Below are 18503 nucleotides of genomic sequence, written 5' to 3'. Positions count from 1 at the left end.
GGCTCAGGAGCGATCGGGCTCGGCCGCGAGGGCGGTCGAGAGGATCGGCGCGGAGGGCGCCGGGGCCGGGACGCGCGCGGCGGCGGGCTCGTAGCTGCGCACGACGAGCAGCGAGGTCGGGCACCCCTGGATGACGTCCTCGGCGCGGATGCCGAAGCGGCGCTGCGCGAGGCCCCACTCGGCCCCGACGCCGACGAGGACGAGATCGTAGCCGCGCTTCGACTCCTCGAGGGCCGCGTCCGCGGGGGAGTCGTGCTCGACCACCTTGAGCACCACCCTGGCCTTGCGCAGCGCGCCGCCCTCCTCGCCCTCGAACACCTCGTCGACCGCGTCCTGCGCGCCGAGCGCGTCGCTGGACCCGCGCCTCGGCTTGACCACGTGGAGGATGGTGACGTCGGCGCCGACCTGCTGGGCGAGCCTGCGGGCGAGCGCGAGCGCCGCCTTGTCGTGCGCCGTGCCGTGGAACGGCACGAGCAGCTTGCGGACCGCGGTGAGCCCGCGATCGATGAGCACGCCGACGTCGGTGCGGGCGCCGCGCATGACCTCGTAGACGGTGCCGCCGAGCACGGTCTGGCTGAGCAGCGGCTTGTGCCAGCCGACCAGCACGAGGTCGGCCTGCTTCACGTCGGCGACGTTGCAGATGTCGTGGCTCGGCTTGGGCGACACGAAGGAGAGCGGCCGGACCTCGGCGCCGAGCTCCTTGGCCCGCGCGAGCAGCGGCGCGAGCGCGGCCGCGCCCTGCCGCTCGGGCCCCTGGTCGAGGTAGAACGAGCCGCGGTCGGTCGGCGGGATGAGGCGCAGGGCGTAGAGGCGCCTCGCCTCGGGGCCGTGGCCGGCGAGCGCGCTCGCGAGCGTCACCATGCCGGGGCCGGAGCGCTCGTAGGAGACGCACATGAGCACGGTGAACACGTCCGCCGCGGCGGGCAGGGGCGTGCGCTCGGGGACGTCCGCGAGCTCCTTCGCGAGCTCCTCCGGCGGGTAGATCCAGCGCAGGAGCGGGGTGGTCATGAAGGTGGTGACCAGCGCCATGAGCACCATCATCGTGAACAGCGTGGGCGAGATGATGCCGAGATCGAGCCCGAGGTTCAGGACGATGAGCTCCATCAGGCCGCGGGTGTTCATGAGGATGCCGAGCGCGCTGGCCTCCCGCCAGCGCTGCCCGGTGAGGCGGGCGGCCACGGCGCTGCCGCCGAACTTGCCGGCGCAGGCGACCACGATGATGAGGCCGCACATGATCCAGCCGTCGGCCGAGTTGAGCAGGCCGATGTGCGTCCGCAGGCCGCTGTAGGCGAAGAAGAGCGGGAGCAGGAAGACGACCGCGAAGTCCTCGAGCTTCTCGGCCAGGCTGTGCGCGAAGCCGGTGCCCTTCGGCATGATCGCGCCGAGCATGAAGGCCCCGAACAGCGGGTGGATGCCGATCATCTCGGTCGTCCAGCTCGAGACGATGAGCAGGAGGAGCGTGACGGCGACGAGGTCCTGGGAGAGCCCTTCCTTGCTGGAGCCGCGCTCGCCGAGCCGGGCCAGGAAGGGGCGGACCACGAACATCATGCCGGCGATGTAGACGACGGCGAAGACGGTGGTCCAGACGGCGCCCACGAGCCCGGTGGCGCGCGCGATCGAGACGACGAACGCGAGGATGCACCAGGCGGTGACGTCGTCGACGGCGGCGCACGTGATCGTGAGGGCGCCGACCTTCGTGCCCAGCAGGCGCCGCTCGGTGAGGATGCGCGCGAGCACCGGGAAGGCCGTGATGCTCATGGCCACGCCCATGAAGAGCGTGAACGACATGAACGGCACGGAGCTCTGCGAGAGCCGGGGGTACAGGTACAGCGCGAGGAGGCCGCCCAGCGCGAACGGCACGACGATGCTGGTGTGGCTGATGATGACGGAGGCGTGGCCGCGCCCGCGCAGGAGCTTCGGATCGAGCTCCAGCCCGATGAGGAACATGAAGACGATGAGGCCGACCTCGCTCACCAGCTTCAGCAGCGGCAGCGACTCCTGGGCGAACAGCACCGCCGACGCGTCGGGAAAGAGCCAGCCGAACAGCGACGGGCCGAGCAGGATGCCCGCCGTGACCTCGGCGATGACCATCGGCTGCTCCAGCCGACGGGCGACCATGCCCACGAGCCGCGCGCAGGCGATGATCAGGAACGCCTGGATGAGGAAGCGGCTCAGCGGGTTGTGGATCAGGATCTCCATGGGAGCGCTCCCTCCTTGGTAAGTGTTAAGTGATCGCTTATCAGCGAGCCACCTCGACTGTCAATGAAAGGATGCGAGGCGTCAAAGCAGAGTTCGCCGCGACGCACCATGGGCGGCGCGGTCGGTGCAGGTGCGTATGCCGTGAGCGCGCGGGGCTGCCCCGTCACGCCGGGAAAGCTCCGTCCCGTCGGCAGCTGCTGCTGAGCTCGTTGGATTCCGGGCGCGTCCGCGCGCGGCGGCGCCTACCAGTCGGTCGGCATGTAGTCTTTGAGGAACTGGCCGTAGACGTGCTGGCCGCTCAGGAGCCCGGAGAAGATGGGGTCGCAGATGCGGGCGGCGCCGTCGACGATGTCGAGCGGCGGGTGGAAGCCGTGCTCCTCCAGCTTGCGGGCGGCGAGCGCCGCGGGGTCCTCGTCCGTCACCCACCCGGTATCGACGCTGTTCATGAAGATGCCGTCCTTCGCGTAGTCGGGCGCGGAGGTGCGCGTCATCATGTTGAGCGCGGCCTTGGCCATGTTGGTGTGAGGGTGCCTGTCGGTCTTGTAGCGGCGGTAGAACTGCCCCTCCATCGCCGAGACGTTGACGATGTGCCTGTCGAACGTCGGCTGTCGCAGCATGAGCGGCTTCAGCCGGGAGTTCAGCACGAACGGGGCGACCGCGTTCACGAGCTGGACCTCGAGCAGCTCGACGGTCGGGACCTCGGCGAGGGTCAGCCGCCAGCTGTTCATCGTCCGGAGGTCGACCTGCTGGAGGTCCGCGTCGTAACGCCCCCTGGGGAAGAGCACGTCGTCGAGGGGCTCGTCGCCCTGGGCGGGGATCTGGGAGAGCAGCGCCGGCTCGCGGAGGCCGGCGGCGGGGTCGCCGCCGGCGACGAGGGGGAGCTCGCCGCGCGCGCGAAGGCCGTCGTAGGCCTGGAGCAGCGGCCGAGCGGCCTCGGGGAGGGCGTGGACCGGGGCGGTCTCGCCCTCGATGAGGTGCCCGTAGAAGCCCGGCGGGCGCCGCACGGTCTGACAGGCATTGTTGAGGATGAAATCCAGCCGGTCGCGCGTGTGGAGGAGGTGCCGCGTGAAGCGCTCGACGCTCGGCGTGTGGCGGAGGTCGATGCCGTAGATCTCGAGCCGAGAGCCCCAGACGTCGAAGTCGCGCTCGGACGAATAGCGGCGGGCGGCGTCGTGCGGGAAGCGGGTCGTGACGATCACCCGCGCGCCGGCGCGGAGCAGCATGATCGCCGCCTGATAGCCGATCTTGACGCGGGCGCCGGTGACCAGCGCGACGCGGCCGTCGAGCGGCGCGGTCTGGCTGCGCTTGCGGTAGTTGAAGTCGCCGCACGGGCCGCACATCGAATCGTAGAAGAAGTGCACCTTGCGGAACTCGGCCTTGCAGACGTAGCACTTGCGCGGCTTCGCGAGCTCCGGCCCGCCGCGCTCGCCCGGCGGCGCGGGCTCCTCCACGGGGGGCGGCGCGGGCTCCTCCGCGGGGGGCGGCGCCGGCGCGAGCGAGGGCGCCAGCGCGGGGGCCGCGACGGCGGAGGCGGCGGGCGCGGCCAGCGCAGGGGCGTCCGGCGTGCGGAACACGGGCTCGCGGCGGGCGGCGCGGATGCCGACCGCGTCGAGGAGCGCGGTGTCGGCGGACCTCCGAGCGCGCCGATCGCCCTTGCGGAACGCCCTGGCGAGCTCTCGCTGCTCGGCGCGCTCGGGGCGCGAGACGCGGCCGGCGGCGAGGAGGAGCCGGCGGCGATCCTCGACGTCGATCGAGGCGAGCTGCGCGCGGTCGTCGACCAGGGACTCGAGCACCCGCAGGCAGGCGTCGAGATCGGCGGCGGTGAACGGGCGGCCTGCGCCGGCGGCGTCGCTCTCGGAGCTCATCGAAGCGGCGGTGCATAGCACGCAGGCGCGCGGGCGCGAACCGCGGCGCCCGAGCGGCCGCGGGCGGTTCTCGGCGTCGACGGCGCGCGCGCGGCGGATCAGCGCTTGTACGGGCAGGGCTTGCCGCCGTCGCCGGTCTCGACGGGAGCGCCGGTCGCGGCGTCGACGGCGAACGTGGTCGGGAACGGCTGGCCGCCCGGCCCCTTCGAGGCCTCGGCGACCGACAGGGAGAGGCTGTCGCCCGAGCGCTTGAACGCCCCCTGGCGCTGGATGATGCCCGACCAGATGCACGCCGCCTTCGGCGGACAGGGCGAGACGCGATCCTCCGCGGTGAAGCTGCCGCCCTTCGCGAAGGAGAGCACGCGCTCGTACTTGCGGGAGCCGCACGCCGCGGACCTCCACGTGCCGAGCACCGAGTCGTCGCCGGGCCCGGGGCCCGCGGTCGGCGCCGTCGTGGGCTGCGCCTGCGCGGTCGGCTCCTGCGCGGTCGGCGCCGCCGTCGTCGGCGCCTGCGCGGTCGGCTCCTGCGTCGCCGGCGCCTGCGCGGTCGGAGCCGCCGGGGTCGGCCGCTCCGCGGGCGACGAGGCCGGCGACGGCGGCTCGGGCGCCGGCTCCCGCGGGCTGTTGACGGTGCACGCAGCGAGCGACGTGAGCAGCGCGGCGAGGGGGAGGATGGCTCTTCGCGGCATGCCCGCTCATCCCATGACGGCCCAACCCCCGCAAGCCGGCGCGGCGCTGACCAGGCGCGCCGCTCCGATCCCGGCGTGCCCGGCGCGCCGCCCAGATCCCGATCTCGCCTCGCGCTACCCCAGCAGCGCGAGCAGGTCCTCCCGGGTGAGCGCGACCGCCCGGTCCGCCTCGCCCAGCGCGGCGCCCGCGATCGCGCGCTTCCGCTCCTGCAGCGCGAGGATCCCCTCCTCCACCGTGTCCTTCGCGACGAGCCGGTGGACCAGCACCGGGCGGTGCTGCCCGATGCGGTGGGCCCGGTCCGCCGCCTGATCCTCGACCGCCGGGTTCCACCAGGGGTCGAGCAGGAAGACGTGATCCGCCGCGGTCAGGTTCAGGCCGGTGCCGCCCGCCTTGAGCGAGATGAGCATCACCGGCGGGCCGCCCGGCGACTGGAACTCGTTGACCACGCCGGCGCGGTCGCGCGTCGCGCCGTCGAGGCGGCTCCACGGGATCCCCGCCTCGGTGAGGTGCGGCTCGACGAGGTCGAGCAGCGAGGTCCACTGCGAGAAGACGAGCGCCTTGTGGCCGTCCGCCACGCACTCCTCCAGCGCCGCGAGCAGCCGCATCACCTTGGACGAGGGCGCGGCCCGCGCCGCGGGCGCCGCGCCCGCCTCCGCGGGGCCGGGGCCCGACCCCGGGATCAGCGCCGGGTGGCAGGCGGCCTGGCGCAGGCGGAGCAGCGCCTCCAGCGCCGCCATGACGCTCGCCCCCTGCGCGAGCCGCTCCACCACGTCCTTGCGCGTGGTCGCGCGCACCGCCTCGTAGAGCTCGCGCTCGGCCTCCTCGAGCTCGCAGTAGAGCACCATCTCCGAGCGCGGCGGCAGCTCGGGCGCCACCTCGCGCTTCAGCCGCCGCAGCACGAAGGGGCGGATCTTCTGCCGCAGCTCCGCCGCCACGCCGGCCGCGCCCTCGGCGATCGGCCGCCCGTAGCGCTCCTGGAAGGCGCTGCGCCCGCCGAGCAGGCCGCGGTTCGTGAAGTGGAGCAGGCTCCAGAGCTCGTCGAGCCGGTTCTCGACCGGCGTGCCGCTCAGCGCCACGCGCAGCTCGGCGCGCAGCGCGAACGCCGCGCGCGCCGCCTGGCTGTCGGGGTTCTTGATCGCCTGCGCCTCGTCCAGCACCACGATGTCCCACGCCTGCGCCGCGAGCAGCTCGACGTCGTTGCGGAGCACGGCGTAGGTCGTCAGCGTGACGTCGGCCGCGGGATCGAGCGCGCGCCGCGCGCCGTGGTAGATCGCGAACCTGAGGCCGGGGCGGAACCGCCGGATCTCGTCGGCCCAGTTGTGGACGACGCTGCGCGGGCACACGACGAGCGTCCGGCCGCGCACCGCGCAGAGCGTCTGCAGCGTCTTGCCGAGCCCCATGTCGTCGGCGAGCACCGCTCCCAGCCCGGCGTCGCGCAGGAACGACAGCCAGTCGACGCCGCGGCGCTGGTACGGGCGCAGCGTCGCCGTCAGGTCGGCCGGCAGCGGCGCCTCCGGGAGCGACGCGAAGCCGTCGAGCAACGGCATGAGCTTGTCGAAGCCGGACGGGCGCGGGTACTCGATCTCGTCGCACAGGGCCGCCAGCGCCGGGAGCGCCGCGGGCGGCACCTCCTTGTCGTCGCGCCGCGCCGCGAGCAGGTCGGCGACGCGCGCGCCGTACTTTTCGAGCCACGCCGCGGGCAGCGGCGCCCACCCGCCGCCGAGGAGCGGCACGAGCGGCAGGCCGTCCTGCCACGCCCGGATCACGGCCGCGGCGTCCGCGCGCTTCGGCGGCGCGCCCGCGCCCTCGCCCGCCTCGCCCGCCCCGTCCTCGCGGCCGCTCGAGAGCTCGAACTCGACGTCGAAGGCGCGGTCGTCGATGACGAAGCGCGGCACGAGCTCGGCCTTGCCGAAGAGCTCGCCGCGCGCGTCGGCGAAGGCGCGGGCGTCCCACGCCTCGAGGCGCGAGGCGAAGCGGATCGCCTCGGCGCCGTCGAAGTCGACCCGGCGGCCCGGGATGAGGTGCAGCTCATCGCGCAGCCGGATGAGCAGCTCGCGCTCCGCGGCCTCGTCGCGGACGGGCACGGGGCCGGACAGGTGCACGAGCCGGCCGCCCTCGATGCGCGCCTCGGGCGGATCGCCGTACACGAGGCTGGGCACGACCGAGAGCGTGTGATCCTTCTGGCTGAGCTCGAGGAGGATCCGCGGCTTGGACGCGCCGCCCGCGCGCGGCAGGCGCTGGCTCTGGACAGTGACCGGGACGCGCTTGGTCAGCTCGGGCAGGACCTGGGTCACGAGCTTGCCGAGGTCGCCCCGGGAGAAGACCCGCCGGAGCGGCAGCCGCTCGAGCTTGGGGCCCGTGAGGTCCGTCTCCCGCAGCAGGTGCAGCGTGCCGCCGCACCGGACCACGCCCGACGCGATCACCTCGTCGACGCGCGGGTCGCGCTCCACGACGAGCGCGACGCCGTCGTCCTGATCGCGCACCGCCGCGCGGGGGCCGATCGCCTCGCTGGAGACGCGGATGGGCGCGCCGTCGAGCTTCACGTCGGCGACGCCGGCCAGCGCGGCGAAGAGCTCGGGCTGGCGATCCGAGGGGAAGTAGCCGTGCTGCTTGGTGCCCACGAGCCGATCGATCGCGAGGTCCTCGTGCGTCGGGTAGAGCTCGGGCAGCCTCGGTCCGGGCCGCTCGGCCCCCGCCGGGGCCCTGACGCCGCGCCCGGCGAGGCTGGCGAGCGAGATCCGGAGCGGCTCCTCGGCGCCGCTCGCGTGGACGACCATCCGCTCGAGCGCGAGCACGAGGCCCTTGCGCCGGAGCCGGTAGCGCAGCCGCGCCGCCGGGGCCGCCACGGCGGCGGCGCCGCCCGGCGCGGCCGGCTGCCCCTGCGCGGCCGGCTGCCCTTGCGCCGCCGGTTGCCCCTGCGTCGCCGGCTGACCCTGCGCGGCCGGCTGACCCTGCGCCGCCGGCTGACCCTGCGCCGCCGGTTGCGAGAGCGCGATCGCCGCCGCCACGGCGTGGGCGCAGGGGTCGACTTTGCCGCCGCAGTCGCACGTCCACTCGGCGTCCGCGGGGTAGAGGGTGACGGTGGGCGCGACCGGCTGGCCGGCGGCCTTGATGCGGACCACGACGGCGTCGCCGCGGTCCTCCCGGCCGAAGGCGGCGCCCTCGCGGGCGAGCTTCACGCCCTGGGACCAGAGGCCCGGAAGACAGGCTTTTCGGATGGCTTCGAGAAGACCCTGCACAGCGACTCCAGGCGCCGACCACCTGCCCTGACGAGGCGCGCGCTCGCGCGCTCTCCGGGGACCGGCGCCACTTCTTGAGAATGTTCACAGGAAGACGGAGAGGACGGGAAGAGGCTCGGGCGCCTTTTTCCGCCGCCCCGTCTTCCAGGTTCCAGGAGCTCGCCCGGCGAGCGCGGGGCGCTCCTGTAGCAGGATTTCGCGCGGCGCGCGGCTCGACCCGGCGAGCTCTACCGGCGCGTCAGGTGCTCGCGGTAGCGCGTCGTGAGCTCCATCCAGCGCAGCGTGAGGATCGGCTCGCGCTCGAGCCGGTCCTGCCAGCTGCGATCGATCGCCTTCCACAGGTCCCGGTCCGCGATGCCGTGGCGCAGGAGCGCCCGATCGAACGACGAGGCCGCCCCGACCGACGACTCGGCGCAGAGGGCCGCGTACTGCTGCAGGCTGAGCGAGGGCAGCGCGCCTCGCTTGCCGGGAGGGTCCTGCCCGGCGGCCGGGTCGGGCGCCGCGGCGCCCGCCGGCGACGTCGCGGCGCTGCCCGCGCCGGCCTCGCCGGGCGGGCGCCGGAGGGTCACCCCCGATCGCGCGTTGCCGCCGTCGAGCTCCATCAGCTCGGTCTCGGGCGGGGGCTTGATCGAGGGCAGCGGCATGGCCCGCGGCACCTCGACGGGCTCCTCGGCCTCGCCCTCCGCGGGCTGGCCCTTCCCGCTCGACAGGGGGACGATCGCGGACAGCGGCGGCGAGGCCGCGCGCCGCGGGGGCACCGACGACTCTCCCCTCCGGGGGCCCCGCCGCGCGCCGGGGCGCTCGCCGTCGGGCGCCGCGAACGACAGCACAGGACCGGCGTCGGTGATCTCCATCTGCAGGACGATCTCGCCGTCCTTCCCGCGGACGATCAGCCGATCGCCCGCCACGGCCGCCTCCATCTCGTAGCGTCGCCCCGACGAGAGCACGACGGTCGCGGACGGGACCGGCGCGCCGCACGCCGCCCCCCGGCCGCCGATGTCTTCCTGAGGATGGGTCGCCGTCGGATGCAGCGCAGGCTCGGTATCGGGTGGATCCCCACTCATCAGGACGCAGAGCCTAACGCAGCAAGCGCGCGCTCCGCGAGGGCTTTCGGCGGCCGCGCTCGGGCGCGAGACGACCAGAGGGTGCGCGGCTCTCCGCCTGGGAACCGGAAGGTGAGGCGGCCCGCGCGCCGACGACGAACGACGTGGTTGCGCGTGGATGCGCGCGGTTGTGCGAGGTTGCGCGCCGCCGCGGAGAGCTTACGGGAGGTGAGGAGTCTTCATTTCACAAAGTGCGTCGCAGCGCCGGCGCCGGCACTGGCACCGGAACCGCGTCATCCCGCGCGCGGACAAAAACTGCCCACCTTCACAAACGGTTAGAATTCGCCCACTCGATCCGCAATGGGTCCAGCGGCGCCATTCCTCGCGTTGCGCGGCTCGTTTTCGACGGGGTCCTCCGGATTTGTAGTAAGCCGGGGGCTGCGAGCTCTACCTGGAAGGAGGTCTCATGAAGAGGACCGATCTCGCGCTTGGGCTGCTGTTCGCCGCGTGCCTCGGAGGCTGCGAGATGCTCGGCGGTGGGACGTACCATACGTGCGCGGAACACTGCAAAACGGAGCTCGACCCCGACGCGTGCATCGAGGCATGCGGCACGTGCGCAGGCCAGTGTGTCGACCCGGTTCCAGAGGGCTTCGACGGCCCAGCGTTGCTCTGGGTGGGCAGGACGACGGATGAGCCGCAGTGCCCTGACAACGCCCCGAGCACGGTGTACGTGGGGTACGAGACCCCTGACTTCCCCTTCGCGTGCGACCCGTGCCGGTGCAGCGAGCCTGCGTGCGCCCTGCCCGACGGCTTCAGGACGGCCGCCTCGCTGAGGTGCGATGGCGTCGAGCTCACGCGGCACGACGCCCGGAACATCCAGGGCGGCACCTGCGTGGTGCCCAGCGAGGCGATGGCGAGCGATCGCAAGGCGCTCCTGCTCGGCGCGCCCGAGACGATGCCGTGCGAGCCCAGCGTCGAGCCGCCCCCGGTGCCGCGCATCGTCTCGCGGTGGTATCGCTCCGGGAAAGCCTGCTCTGGCGTCCTCCCGGAAGATGCCTGCATGGCTCCGAAGAGGTGCGTTCCAACCGATGATCGGCCGCAGGTGCACGCGTTCGCCCAGTGCATCATGCACCTCGGGGTCGGCGAGGCGACCTGCCCGCCGGACTACCCGGAGGACGTCGTCCTCTACGACGGCATGGTGGACGATCGCCACTGCACGCCTTGCAAGTGCGGCCCCCCCACGGGCGGCGAGTGCTCTCTGATGCTCCTCTCCTTCCAGGACGAGGCGTGCAGCGAGCAGCTCACCACCGGTACGACGTCGGGCACGGACCCGGCATGCCTCACGCCGGAGCCCGGGATGAAGCCCAAGAGCATGAAGGCGGTCTGGCACGTCAACGACCCCGGCCGCTGCGAGCCGAGCGGCGGAGAGCTCCGAGGCGGGATCACCCTCACCGGTGCGACCACGTTTTGCTGCCAGACGCGCCCGGACGAGCGTCCGGGCGAGAACGAGTGACGGCGGCGCGCCCTCGCCGAAGCGGCGGCGCCAGCACCGCCCGGGGCGCGATGCGGGCTCTCCCTGAATCAGGGTCGGGCGCAACCAGACCCGCTGTCGCGGAGACGAAGATCCGCAGTGCAGGGCGCGATCGGTCGACAAAAATCTCTCGATAGGGAGAAATTCAAAAACAAAAACACAATGGGTTGCAGGCGATCGGGCGCGCGCACAAAAGCCTTTACGTGCGCTCCAAAGTCGGTATCTACAGGATCACGACGTGGGAGCGGTGACGTCGAGCTCGCCTCCGCCACGCGGCAGAGGTGCACTGTCCTACGGGCGCCGGAGACGTTTGAGGAGGGGGGCACATGTCGGGGTGTAGCGGCCGGATGAGAGGCAGCGGGGTGCTTCGGGTCGGGGTGTTCCCTCCGCGCGATGCGGCACAGATCCCGCCCTAGCCGGGACGCCGATGTCACGCGCCGGTTGCGCCGTCATGGTCGCTGTCGTCACGGCAACGGCCCCGGTGCACGCGGATACGCCTCGGTCTGAACCGCGACGGGAAACGGATGAGCCGCGACGGGAGACGCAGGAGGGAGACGACATGTTGCGCGGCGAGCTGTCCGCGTCGCCGTTGCTCGCGACGGGCCTCCTGCCCGCGCTCGCCGGGGGGGCCTCGTTCGCCACGACGTTCCGCTGGCCCAGCCTGTCGATCGCCGTCGAGGCGCGCATGCTCACCTCGCTGGCGGACACCTTCGAGGACGGCGTCCTGGTCCACGCGAGCCTGGCGATGCCGACGCTCGACATCTGCGGCCATCGCGGGGTCCTGTCGGTGTGCGCCGTCTTCGACGCCGGCGAGCTGCAGATCACGAGCGATCCCGGCGTCACCATCCAGGCGCGCAAGGCCTGGATCAGCTCGATCGGCCTGCGGGCGGCCGGAGACTGGCGGTTCTCCGATCAGCTGTCGTTGCGCGGGTTCGTCGAGCTGCACACGAACCACAGCCGCCCATCGCTCTGGGTGAACGGCAAAGAGGTATGGCGGGTTCCGCCGCTCTCCGGGGTGGTCGGCCTGGGGCTCGCGCTCCCGGTGGACGCCTTTTAGCGGATCCCCTTGGCCGCTCCTCGACGGAGCGCATTCGTCGTCGAACCCTGGCCTGAACGAGCGGTCACCACGCCGCGATGAGCACCATGTCAGCACCTTCAGCAAGAAACACCGGGGCCGGCGCGGCGACGCCGAGGCGACCGTGGGGCCGGACGCCGGCGTGGCTCGCCGCGGCGGCCGCGGCCCTGCTCACGCCCTGGCGCGCCTCCGCCGCGCCGCCTCGCGCCGCGGTGCAGCTCGAGTACCGGCGCGCGCCGGGGACCGAGCGCTGTCCGGACGAGGGGCTCTTGCGCGAGGAGCTGGCCAGGCAGCTCGGCTACGACCCGGTGGCGCCCGAGGCGGCTTTGCAGGCCAACGCGCTCGTGTTCCGCGGGCCGGGCCGGGAGGTGCACGCCGCGATGGAGCTCCACGACGCCGAGGGCTCCATCACGTGGTCGCGGCACCTGGTCGCCTACAACGACGACTGCAGGGAGCTCGTCATGAACATGGCGCTCTCGCTCCGCGTGGCGCTCGATCCGAGCCTCCACGTGCAGCCCGCGCCCGCCCCGCTCCCCGCGCCCCCGGTCGAGGCCGCGGCCGAGGCGCCGGCGTGGCCCTCGGGGCCCGGGATCAGCGTCGGCCTCGCCGGCGCCGCGGTGTTCGGGATACTGCCGGACACGACCGCCGGGACGGCGCTCCACGTCGCGCTCCGTTATCCGTCCTTCTCGCTCGGCCTGGAAGGCCACGTTCAATGGCCGGCCGCGGTCCAGATCGACAGGAGCGGCCTCGTCACGACCTGGCTGGCGGCGGCGAGCGCGATCCCGTGCTCCCAGATCCGTCGCCTCTTCGCCTGTGCCTTCGTGTCGATCGGGGTCGTCGAGACCTCCGGCTCCAACATCGAGCTCGTCGATACGCCGTCGCTCTGGCTCGCCACGGGGCCGCGCGCCGGCGTCGAGATGCCGTTCTCGGATCGGATCAGCGTGCAGCTCTATGGTGATCTCGTGCTCCGTCTCACGGAGTTCCGCATCGAGGGGCCGTCGGGTGTCCTCTGGGCGCCGCCCGCGTCCGGTGGGCTCGTCGGTTTCCGGGTGGACTTCCACCTGCATCCGCGGCGCGAGGCGCCCGCGCGGCGCGCTCCCGTGGCTCGGGGGGCGTGGGCGCCGCATTGACCAGCTTCACGGCGGCGACGTCGCCGCGCTCCAGGGGGGGAAAAGACATGGGGTCACCGTCACGCAAGAGCACGTCCGTGGAGCCTTCCCACGCCTTCATGGCGGCCATCGCGGGCGAGCACTTCTCGTTCATCGCCCGCTACCTCGCCCGCCTCGGGGTGCGCGCGCAGGACATCGAGGACGTCGCCCAGGAGGTGCTCGCCGGCGCCTACCGCGCGCTGCCGCGGTTCGATGCGAGCCGGGGCAGCGTGCGGTCGTGGCTCATGGGGATCGCGACCCACCAGGCGTCGAACCATTTCCGGCGGGCCCACCGCCGTCGCGAGCGGCTCAAGTCGCTCGACGATCTCGCGGAGCTGCCCGACGCCACCCCCGACTCCGAGCAGCGCGTCATCGCGCGGGACCGGCGCTGCGTGCTCGACCAGCTGCTCGCGGAGCTGCCGATGGAGCGCCGCTGCGTGTTCGTCGCCCACGAGCTGGAGGAGATCGACATGGCCGAGATCGCCCAGCAGCTCTCGATCCCCCTGAGCACCGCGTGGAGCCGGCACCGGCTCGCGTGGGTCGACATCGAGGCGGCGATGCGGCGCTGGCAGGCGCGGCAGCGCGGGCGCGCGCTCGCGTTCATCCCCTTCAGCGCCGGCGCGCTCGTCGAGGAGGCGCGCGCCGATCGCGAGGTCGGGCGCTCGCTGCTCGCGCGGATCGGCCGCGCGCTCTCGCCGCGGCGGCTCGCCGGTGCCTCGGCCTCGCGCGCCGCCGCGCTCCACGCCGTCGCGAGCGCAGCGGCCCCGCTGGCCGCCGTCGCGGCGGCGGTCGCGATCGCCATCGGCGCGCTGCGCGCCGCCTCCCCCCTGGCCGCCGCCGACCCGCGCGCCTCGACCGCGCCGGCCCTGGCCGCCGTCGCGACGCCAGAGGCGCAGGCCCCCACGCCGCAGGCGCAGGCTGCAGCGGCATCCCTGGCCGCCGTCGCGGCGCCGCGGGCTGCGTCGCCGACCCTGACCCCCGTCGCGGCGCCGCGATCGCAGGCTGCAGCGCCGCCGTCGCCCGCGGGCGCAGCGCCGCCGCCGCCCGCAGCTGCCGCGGCGGACGCTCCGCGGGATCGCGGAAGCGCGGTCGCCCCGGGCGCTGCCGCCGGGATCGCGCCAGCGGGCGGCGCGGCGGTCCCCGGCCGGAAGGCCGCGCTCCGTCCGGCCGGCGGCGCAGCCGCGCCCGCCGGCCGGCGTGCCGCCGCGTCGAACGACGAGGAGATCGCCGCCGAGCGCGCCCTCATCGACGGCGCGATCACGGCGCTCTCGAAGGGCCGCTACGCGGAGGCGAACCGCCGTCTCGCCGAGCACCGGCGGCGTTTCCCGGCGGGCCGCCTCACGGCCGAGAGGAACGCGGCGCTCCGCGCGCTCCGCGCCCGCGCGACGGCCCCTCCCCTCCCCGCTGCGCTCCCCGACGTTGGTCGGACGAGCATGAATTGACCCGCCAAGCCACCAAGCACGCCAGGAGGGAAATCTCTGAATCTCCCCGTCCCCTCGGCGATTCCCATCCTCCGCATCACGCCGCCAACCCCTTCTCCGGCACCGCCGCCGCCGAGCGGTGCTCTCCTCCGGCACCGCCGCCGCCGAGCGGTGCTCTCCCGCACAGGAGACGGGCCCAGATCGGCGTTTTCGGCGCACAGGCGTGCTCCAGCACGCCGAGCACCGAAAACGCCGAGGTGGGCCCGTATCCGCAGCGGGAGAGCACCGCTCCCGTCCGTGGCGCTTTGGGGTGGCTCGCGGGGGATCGCGCGCGCACAGAAGATCATTTTTGAGAGGGCATGGCTTTTTTGTGAGATGGGGGATCGGGTCCTCCTAATTAAGGGAGCATGGGACAACCGCACCGCACGCTCGCTCCATCGATGCCGCTGGATAGACAGCGCGCCTTTGTCCGGCTCTTTCGGGGGAAGACCTACGACTCCGTGTGGAACTGGCTGAAGCGGCTCGGGGTCCCACGCCGCGACCGGAGCGACATCCTTCAGGATGTCTTCCTCGCCGGATACCAGAGCTTCCCCACCTACGATCCGCTCCGCGCGCGGCCCGAGCGGTGGCTCAACCGGATCACGGTCCACGTGGCCGCGCACTACCGCGATCGGGCGCACCACCGGCGCGAGGAGCTCTCGTCGGGCCAGGCCCCGCGGCGCGTCGCCGACGAGCGCCCGAACGCCGAGGAGCAGATCGACGCGGAGCAGACGCGCTCGCTCATCCTGTCGCGGCTCGGGTCGCTCCAGACCGAGGAGCAGCGGATCCTCATCGAGCACGACATCGAGGGCCTGCCGATGGCGACGATCGCCGAGCAGCACGGGATCCCGCTGTCGACCGCATACAAGTGGCGCACCCGCGCCATCGCCTCGCTGCGCGCGCTGATCGAGGAGCCCTGCGCCGAGCGCAAGCGAGCGCGGCCACCGCGAACCGCGGGGGGCGACGCCGGGCGGCCCGCGCCGCGACCGGCGGAGGCCGCGGCCGCGCGGGAGCCCGCGCCGCGGCCGGCGGAGCCCGCGCCGCGGCCGGCGGAGGCCGCGGCCGCGCGGGAGCCCGCGCCGCGGACCACGAAGGCCTCACGACGGGCGCCGCCCGCGGCGCGCGCCGCCCGCGCGAGCGCGAAGCGGCCGGCGGCGCCCTGCCGCACGCCCCCGAGCGGCGCCCCGCTCGCCCGCAGATCCGGCGCCGAGCCAGCGCGCGCGCCCGCGGGCGCGTGAGCCGTGGAGACCGCCGGCGCGCCCAGAGGCCCGCGCGAGCCCCCACGCCGTCCCGCGACCGAGCGTTCCGGACGCCTGCGCCTCAACGGCGCGCAAGCACCAGCGAGACAAATCTTCAGGCCAACTGGAATTATTCAAACCTGGCCAAACCTGGCCAAACCTGACCAAACCTGGCCGGTGCCGCCCCGAACCGATCGGAACGGACCGGAAGGCGATCCGGAAGAAAAAATGCCTTCGTTTCACGCGCGGGCAGTCGGGGCATATCGCAGCGCGCTGCGACGCGCTATGCTGGCACCCTCACGATGTACTACTCGACCGACGACCTTCGCATTGCAGGGCTCAGGCCCTTGATCCCCCCCGCGATCCTTATCGAAGAGATCCCCGTCAGCTCCGCCGCCTCCGAGACGGTGGCGTTCACGCGCCGGGCCGCCGAGCGCGTGATCTCGGGCGACGACGACCGGCTCATCGTGGTGGTGGGCCCCTGCTCCATCCACGACCCCAAGGCCGCGCTGGAGTACGCGGCGCAGCTCCGGGAGGCGCGCGACCGGCTGAGCGACGACCTGCTCGTGATCATGCGCGTGTACTTCGAGAAGCCGCGCACCACGGTCGGCTGGAAGGGGCTGATCAACGACCCCGACCTCGACGGGAGCTTCTCGATCAACAAGGGGCTCCGCGTCGCCCGCGGGCTGCTCCGCGACATCGCCGAGCTCGGCCTCGCCAGCGCGACCGAGTTTCTGGACACGATCTCGCCGCAGTTCATCGCCGATTTCATCTCCTGGGGCGCGATCGGCGCGCGCACGACCGAGAGCCAGATCCACCGCGAGCTCGCCTCGGGGCTCTCCTGCCCCGTCGGCTTCAAGAACAGCACCGAGGGCGACGTGCAGATCGCGGTCGACGCCGTGCGGGCCGCCCGCGAGGCGCACCATTTCCTGTCCGTCACCAAGCAGGGCATCTCGGCGATCGTGGCGACGCGCGGCAACTCGGCCTGCCACGTGATCCTGCGCGGCTCGCAGCGCGGGCCCAACTACGCGCCCGAGCACGTCCGCGAGGCGGCCGACCGCCTGACCAAGGCGGGCCTGCCGCGCCGCCTGATGGTCGACTGTAGCCACGGCAACAGCCAGAAGGACCCGGCGCGCCAGCGGATCGTGGCCGAGAGCCTGGCCGACCAGCTGCGCTCCGGCTCGCGCGACATCCTCGGCGTCATGATCGAGAGCCACCTCGTGGGCGGCCGGCAGGACCTCACGCCGGGCAAGCTCCCCATCTACGGCCAGAGCATCACCGACGCCTGCCTCGGCTGGAACGACACGGTGCCGGTCCTCGAGCTCCTCGCCCAGGCGGTGCGCGACCGGCGGGCCAGCAAGGCTGCCTGACCCCGCCGCCCGGCGCGGCGTGACCCCGCCGCCCAGCGCGCCTGCCCCGGCGCGCCAGCCCTCCCACAAATTCCACCGTAGACGCAACCGCGGGCCGCAGCGCCACGCGGCGACGACCGCGCGCCGGCCTTGTCCGTGCATGCTCCGCGCCGCTGCCGCGCCACGGGGCGACGCGCTATGTCCACGGAGCGCCTCGAGAGGAGACCATCATTTTATCGGAGATTCTCATCATCCTGGCGCTCGTGCTCGTGAACGGCGTCTTCGCGGGCGCCGAGATCGCGGTCGTCACGGTCCGCAAGACGCGGCTCGACCAGCTGGTGCAGTCGGGGAGCCGCCGGGCGCGCGCGGTGAAGCGCCTGCGGGGCAATCCGGAGCGCTTCCTCGCCACCGTGCAGATCGGCATCACCATCGTCGGCGCCACCGCGAGCGCCTTCGGCGGGTCGACCCTGGCGCAGGACCTCGCGCCCGTGCTCCGCGCCGTGCCGTGGATCGGGGACGCCGCGGACGAGCTCGCGCTCGCCGCGGTGGTCGCGCTCGTCTCCTTCCTCTCGCTCGTCCTCGGCGAGCTCGTCCCGAAGTCGCTCGCGCTCCGCTCCTCCGAGCGGTACGCGCTGATCGTCGGCCCGCCGCTCCGCGGGCTGGCCTCGCTCGCCCGGCCGCTCGTGTGGCTGCTCACGGCGAGCTCGAACCTGGTGCTGAGGCTCTTCGGCGACCGCACGAACTTCGTCGAGGCGCGCATCTCGCCCGAGGAGATCCAGCAGATCGTCGACGACGCCGCCGAGGCGGGCTCGGTCGACCGGCGCGCCGGCGAGATCGCCTCCCGCGCCCTGGATTTCGCCGGGCTCACCTCGCTCCAGGTGATGCTCCCGCGCGTCCGCGTCGTGGCGCTCCCGCGCGAGGCGACCGCCGCGGAGGTCCAGCGCGCCGTGCTGGAGCACGGTCACACGCGGATGCCGGTCTACGAGGGGTCGAACGACAACGTGATCGGCTACGTCACGACGCCGGAGGTGCTCGCGCTCCTCTGGGGCGACGGGCCGTTCTCGCTGGAGAGCGTCCTGCGCCCGGCCTACTTCGTGGTCGCGTCGATGCCGGCCGTCGAGCTCCTCGCCGAGATGAAGCGGCGGCGGCTCCAGCTCGCCGTCGTCGTGGACGAGCAGGGCGGCATGATCGGCATCATCACGATGGAGGACCTCGTCGAGGAGCTCGTCGGCGAGATCTTCGCCGAGAACGAGGCGCACGCGCCCCCCACCGAGGCGGTCCGGCGCGAGCCGGACGGGTCGGCGCTCGTGCCCGGGGACATGCCGGTCCACGAGCTCAGCCGGCAGCTCGCGATCGAGCTGCCGGACGACGCGCGCTGGTCCACGGTCGCGGGCCTCTGCATGGGGCTCGCCCGGCGCATCCCCGCGCCCGGCGACGTCCTCAGGACGCCGGCAGGCGCGGAGCTCCACATCGTCGACGCGAGCCCCCGGCAGATCCGCACCGTGCGGGTGCGCGTCCCGCCGGAGCCGGCCGAGCGCGAGGACGAGGAGCAGCGCGACGCGGGCTGAGCGCGCGCGGCGCGGGCCGAGCGCGGGCGGCGCGGGCCGAGCGCGCGCGGCGGGGGCCGAGCGCGCGCGGCGCGGGCCGAGCGCGCGCGGCCCGCGCC

Annotated in this window: 12 protein-coding genes; 7 read left to right on the top strand and 5 right to left on the bottom strand. The window is 73.7% G+C overall.

Features of this window, described 5'->3' with window-relative positions; translation table 11 throughout:
* Positions 1–3 precede the first annotated feature (3 nt).
* The 5 genes from WME83_RS14940 to WME83_RS14920 all read right to left on the bottom strand — a co-directional run bounded on the left by WME83_RS14940 (position 4) and on the right by WME83_RS14920 (position 9057).
* Positions 4–2199: a cation:proton antiporter domain-containing protein gene (locus WME83_RS14940; RefSeq protein ID WP_437319959.1), complete on the bottom strand. Its 2196-nt coding sequence runs from the start codon at positions 2197–2199 to the stop codon at positions 4–6.
* 242 nt (positions 2200–2441) lie between these two features.
* The gene (locus WME83_RS14935; protein WP_437319958.1) at positions 2442–4064 is read right to left on the bottom strand and encodes an SDR family NAD(P)-dependent oxidoreductase; all 1623 of its coding nucleotides are present in this window, start codon (positions 4062–4064) and stop codon (positions 2442–2444) included.
* A gap of 98 nt (positions 4065–4162) precedes the next feature.
* Positions 4163–4753: a hypothetical protein gene (locus WME83_RS14930; RefSeq protein ID WP_437319957.1), complete on the bottom strand. Its 591-nt coding sequence runs from the start codon at positions 4751–4753 to the stop codon at positions 4163–4165.
* A 114-nt stretch (positions 4754–4867) separates the two neighbouring features.
* Entirely contained in the window at positions 4868–7993 is a 3126-nt protein-coding gene (locus WME83_RS14925) for a DEAD/DEAH box helicase (RefSeq protein ID WP_437319956.1), read from the bottom strand.
* Between the two features lie 227 nt (positions 7994–8220).
* Positions 8221–9057, bottom strand: coding sequence for a hypothetical protein (locus tag WME83_RS14920; RefSeq protein ID WP_437319955.1), 837 nt, complete (start codon positions 9055–9057; stop codon positions 8221–8223).
* Positions 9058–9502: 445 nt separating this feature from the next.
* Between WME83_RS14920 and WME83_RS14915 the strand changes: the two genes are divergently transcribed.
* The 7 genes from WME83_RS14915 to WME83_RS14885 all read left to right on the top strand — a co-directional run bounded on the left by WME83_RS14915 (position 9503) and on the right by WME83_RS14885 (position 18405).
* Positions 9503–10549, top strand: coding sequence for a hypothetical protein (locus WME83_RS14915; protein ID WP_437319954.1), 1047 nt, complete (start codon positions 9503–9505; stop codon positions 10547–10549).
* Positions 10550–11126: 577 nt separating this feature from the next.
* Positions 11127–11624: a hypothetical protein gene (locus WME83_RS14910; protein WP_437319953.1), complete on the top strand. Its 498-nt coding sequence runs from the start codon at positions 11127–11129 to the stop codon at positions 11622–11624.
* Between the two features lie 86 nt (positions 11625–11710).
* On the top strand, positions 11711–12772 hold the full coding sequence (locus WME83_RS14905) for a hypothetical protein (RefSeq protein ID WP_437319952.1): 1062 nt from the start codon (positions 11711–11713) through the stop codon (positions 12770–12772).
* Positions 12773–12849: 77 nt separating this feature from the next.
* On the top strand, positions 12850–14232 hold the full coding sequence (locus tag WME83_RS14900; RefSeq protein WP_437319951.1) for an RNA polymerase sigma factor: 1383 nt from the start codon (positions 12850–12852) through the stop codon (positions 14230–14232).
* Positions 14233–14651: 419 nt separating this feature from the next.
* Entirely contained in the window at positions 14652–15488 is an 837-nt protein-coding gene (locus WME83_RS14895; protein ID WP_437319950.1) for an RNA polymerase sigma factor, read from the top strand.
* Positions 15489–15790: 302 nt separating this feature from the next.
* A complete protein-coding gene (locus WME83_RS14890; protein WP_437319949.1) occupies positions 15791–16858 on the top strand; it encodes a 3-deoxy-7-phosphoheptulonate synthase in 1068 nt (355 codons plus the stop codon).
* 233 nt (positions 16859–17091) lie between these two features.
* On the top strand, positions 17092–18405 hold the full coding sequence (locus WME83_RS14885; RefSeq protein ID WP_437321999.1) for a hemolysin family protein: 1314 nt from the start codon (positions 17092–17094) through the stop codon (positions 18403–18405).
* The last annotated feature ends 98 nt before the right edge of the window (positions 18406–18503 follow it).

It is taken from the genome of Sorangium sp. So ce385 (assembly GCF_051474135.1).
GTDB lineage: Bacteria > Myxococcota_A > Polyangia > Polyangiales > Polyangiaceae > Sorangium > Sorangium cellulosum_D.
The sequence above is the reverse complement of the archived record's forward strand: the minus strand, read 5'-3'. Positions and strand labels throughout refer to the sequence as shown.